Consider the following 3,673-nt stretch of genomic DNA (forward strand, 5'->3'; position numbering starts at 1 on the left):
CAATAAAACATAAAAAGATAAAACATAAGGAAAAACCAATGTTAAAGGCCATTCTATACTTTTAATTAAAAAACCATATTCACCTATAAAAATATTTCGTAAAACACCAGCTGGAATTAAACTAGTAACCCCCCAACGAAGTACAGGTTCTATAAAAGTAAAGAAAAAAGGTCTTAAAATGAGTTTACGCATACCCATACCCAAACCAACAACAATACCAAAAGTTAGCAAAAGTACAAAAAAAGCAATTAAACTACCACTACCTGGTTTCAACAGCCAATAATCCAACCGCTCCTCCCATGTAAGGTCCCGTTTTTCAAACCGCAGTACCTCCTGAGCTATCTCCTCTGCTTTTTCCCAATAAACAGGACCAAACTTCCGGGAAGATACACATTCATTAGTTAACACTTGTTCACCAAGAGCAGTCTTTAATTCAGCAATACCTTTTCCTTTAATGGCTTCTGTGGGAATCACTGGCACACCCAGTTTTTCGGATAAACCCCGCCAATCAATCACTAAACCGCGTTTTTTAGCAATATCCATTAAATTTAAAGCCACAACCACCGGCAGTCCTTTTTCTAATACTTGAAAAGCTAAATATAAGTTACGTTCCAAATTAGTGGCATCTAAAACTAAAAGAACCCCACTACCATGTTTAGCAAGGAGTTCATTAGCTATTCTTTCTGCTGGATTGCCACTATCTAAACCATAGGTACCAGGCACATCAATTAATTCTATTTCTTGTCCATCAATAACCGTTTTCCCTCGACTTAAAGCCACTGTTGTACCCGGATAATTAGCACTCATTACATTAAGACCGGTTAAAGCGGAAAAAATTACGCTTTTCCCCACATTGGGATTACCCATCAATAATATTTTCATCAGCCTCGGCCTCCATTTTTACGTAAATACGCCTTGCTTGTCCATGACCAATCGCAATTAAACGACCATTCAATTCCAAAACTACCGGCCCCCGCTCAAACAAAGAACTAACTTTTTTTACTTTTTTACCTGTTCTTAAACCTAATGCCTCCAAACGGCGGGTCATTTCCCGTCCACCGGCCAATTTATAAACTAAACCTGCTTCACCTTGTTTCATTTCCGTTAAAACCATCTTTAATCCCCACCTTTCCCCAAATCATCAAACCAGCGATTATACCCCATAATGTAGGCAATAAATAAGTTACCAAACGATAGATAAGCAGCATGGCTCCAGCTTGTTCCCACAGGGCCCCGGCTTTAACCAATAATTTAGCAAAAAAAACTTCAAAAATGCCCAACCCTCCTGGTGTAATAGGCAGCATACCCAACAGATATGCCGGGAAACACACCTGAGCCAAAGACAGAACCACTAAATAAACACCACTTTCACGGGCAATGATAACTATTTTCCCTAAATATAACAGCCAAATACCTATAGCCAAACAAAAAGGAATTATAAATTTTCGCCCTGCTAAAAGTAAACAAACAAAACCCAACAAAATATTTACTTTAACATCCAACCAACTAAAAGCAGACAATAAAATTAAAGGTAGTAAAACAATTACTTTTTGCAGTAAAAGCACCTTAACTAATTCACTAACCTTAGCCTGAGTTAAATTCCGGAATAAAAAGAAACGTGCCCCTTCACCCCCCAATTTGGCACCAGGGGTAAGATTATCCAAAAAAATACCAACTAAATTAATTAAAAGACATTGTTTAAACTCAACTTGAATACCTTCACGAGATAATAACCAATTTAACAGCCAAGTACCCAAAAGTACGGTAATTACCTGCAGAACTACTAAAAAAAGCAAACTTTCCCAAGAAACCATACTAAGGGCCTTTTTTAGTTCAACTCTATCCACAGAAGTAAAGAAAAAAATTAGAAGAACAGCACCAACAAGAAAACGAATTAACCCTAATTTTTTAAACAAAGTATGACTCCTCTAAGTTTGTTAGAGACACCTAACTTTAGCTAATTATAAAGCCCTCTCTTCGACCTGTCAAGACTTAATAAAAAAGCTGAGAGGAAAATGTCAACATTTTTTGTTGAACCTTATTTTGGCACTTCCAGGTTATGGGCACTGCTTCATACTGTGATTTAAACCGTTCCAAAGGCTGCCGCACCACCACTCGCAGTCCACCTGGACCTTGGGAAAACAAATTAGTTAAAATTTCCCCTTTGGGTTTGGCTTGTAAAGCCACAAAAGCTGCCGAAAAATCACTTGCCGGAAAATCTCGACCATTACCCTCCTTAACCTTTACCTTGGCACTTAAACCTAATTTTTCAACCCAATAAACTGCCCTTTTTACAGCCACCTGATCTATATCCAAGGCACATACCGACACTTGAGCTAATTCCGCTAAAAAAATAGCACTATAAGGCAAAGCACCTGAACCTATTTGTAAAACTTTTTCACCTGGTTTTAATTGAGCCAATTCAATTTCTTTTAAAACTACCTCCCGATAAGGCTCCATATATAAGCGGGCCCCCCAAGGTAAATAAGACAAAACCTTTTCACTGATCCTAACTAGCGGACTAATTACCTCACGCACTATTTTGACCTCCCACAAAAGTTAGACTCATCTAACAATATAGCACACCCCTCCCCCTTTTGACAATAATAATCTATTTTATTTGTACCTCCAAAGCATTTCTGTTTTCCTCAATAAAAGACTGACCCTCTAATTCCATGATTTTACTTTCTATTTTTCTCACCCTTGACAATATTCTAGTCAAATAAACATAATTCCTTCTTCTCCAATTGAATACCTTTTTAACCTAAAAAGTATAATTACCCTTCCCAAAGCTAAAAATAATTACTATAATAGTAATTAATGGGTAATGGTTCAAAAATAATTTCGAGGAGGTTTTTAAATGAACTATTTAGATTTACTTCAAAAGTATTTAGCCAATCTGGGGGTTATGGTTGTCAAACTACATAACCTGCATTGGAATGTAACTGGAAACCGTTTTATGAGAATCCACACTTTTACCGAGGAACTCTATAATCAAGCCTTTGAAGATTTTGATGAAGTAGCGGAATTACTAAAAACTAAAGAAATACTGCCCCTGTCTACCCTAAAAGAGTATCTCAGCGAAGCTTCCATAGAAGAAATCACCGCCCGTGATTTTTCCAGCAGAGAATCCTTGGAAATTCTAAAAAAGGACCTAGAAATAATGCGTCAACTAGGTACCGACATTCGAAATCAAGCCGACGAAGCAGGAGATTTCGAAGTAGTAGCTCTTTTTGAAGACTATGTAGCCTTTTTTAGCAAAAACATTTGGTTTACACAAGCTATGCTTGGTTAAAAAAATAACTGTTGACAAACGAACCAAACAGTGCTTATAATAAGAATCACCTAAAAAGCGTTGATCAAGAAATAGTAGTGGTCATCCCTCACCTTCAGTGAGCTTTCGGTTAGTGTGAAGAAAGCAGGTTGAAATACCATGAATTCATCTTGGGAGCTGCACACTGAAAGACTATTTAACCGAGTAGGTGGTGCCGGTATCCGACCGTTATTACGGAGGAGCAATGTTAGTTGCTCACTTGAGGTTGTGTTCAACAACGAAAACAAGGTGGTACCGCGAAAAAAATTCGCCCCTGTGCTTACAGGCGGCGTTTTTTTTTAATAAAATTTAAGGAGGAGTTTAAATGAAAAAAAGATTAGCCCTATTACTAATCATCAG

General features: G+C 37.5%; 5 protein-coding genes and 1 other annotated feature. Of the genes, 1 reads left to right on the top strand and 4 read right to left on the bottom strand.

Features of this window, described 5'->3' with window-relative positions:
- The 4 genes from GX687_04845 to GX687_04860 all read right to left on the bottom strand — a co-directional run.
- Positions 1–882: GTP-binding protein (locus GX687_04845; protein HHX96770.1), on the bottom strand; the 882-nt coding region annotated here is incomplete at its 3' end.
- Positions 860–1,114: a ferrous iron transport protein A gene (locus GX687_04850; GenBank protein HHX96771.1), complete on the bottom strand. Its 255-nt coding sequence runs from the start codon at positions 1,112–1,114 to the stop codon at positions 860–862. The genes GX687_04850 and GX687_04845, both read right to left, overlap by 23 nt.
- Positions 1,086–1,916 (bottom strand): flippase-like domain-containing protein, encoded by an 831-nt coding sequence (locus GX687_04855; GenBank protein ID HHX96772.1) that lies wholly within the window; start codon positions 1,914–1,916, stop codon positions 1,086–1,088. The genes GX687_04850 and GX687_04855 overlap by 29 nt, the downstream gene beginning before the upstream one ends.
- Before the next feature lie 76 nt (positions 1,917–1,992).
- Positions 1,993–2,538 carry a hypothetical protein gene (locus GX687_04860; protein ID HHX96773.1) on the bottom strand — a complete coding sequence of 182 codons (546 nt, stop codon included), beginning with the start codon at positions 2,536–2,538 and terminating at the stop codon, positions 1,993–1,995.
- Positions 2,539–2,860: 322 nt separating this feature from the next.
- On the opposite strand from GX687_04860, the gene GX687_04865 reads away from it, so the two are divergent.
- On the top strand, positions 2,861–3,295 hold the full coding sequence (locus GX687_04865; protein HHX96774.1) for a DNA starvation/stationary phase protection protein: 435 nt from the start codon (positions 2,861–2,863) through the stop codon (positions 3,293–3,295).
- Between the two features lie 51 nt (positions 3,296–3,346).
- Positions 3,347–3,592: a binding site (T-box leader), on the top strand.
- The last annotated feature ends 81 nt before the right edge of the window (positions 3,593–3,673 follow it).

The organism is Clostridia bacterium, assembly GCA_012841935.1.
Classification (GTDB): domain Bacteria; phylum Bacillota; class Peptococcia; order DRI-13; family DTU073; genus DUTS01.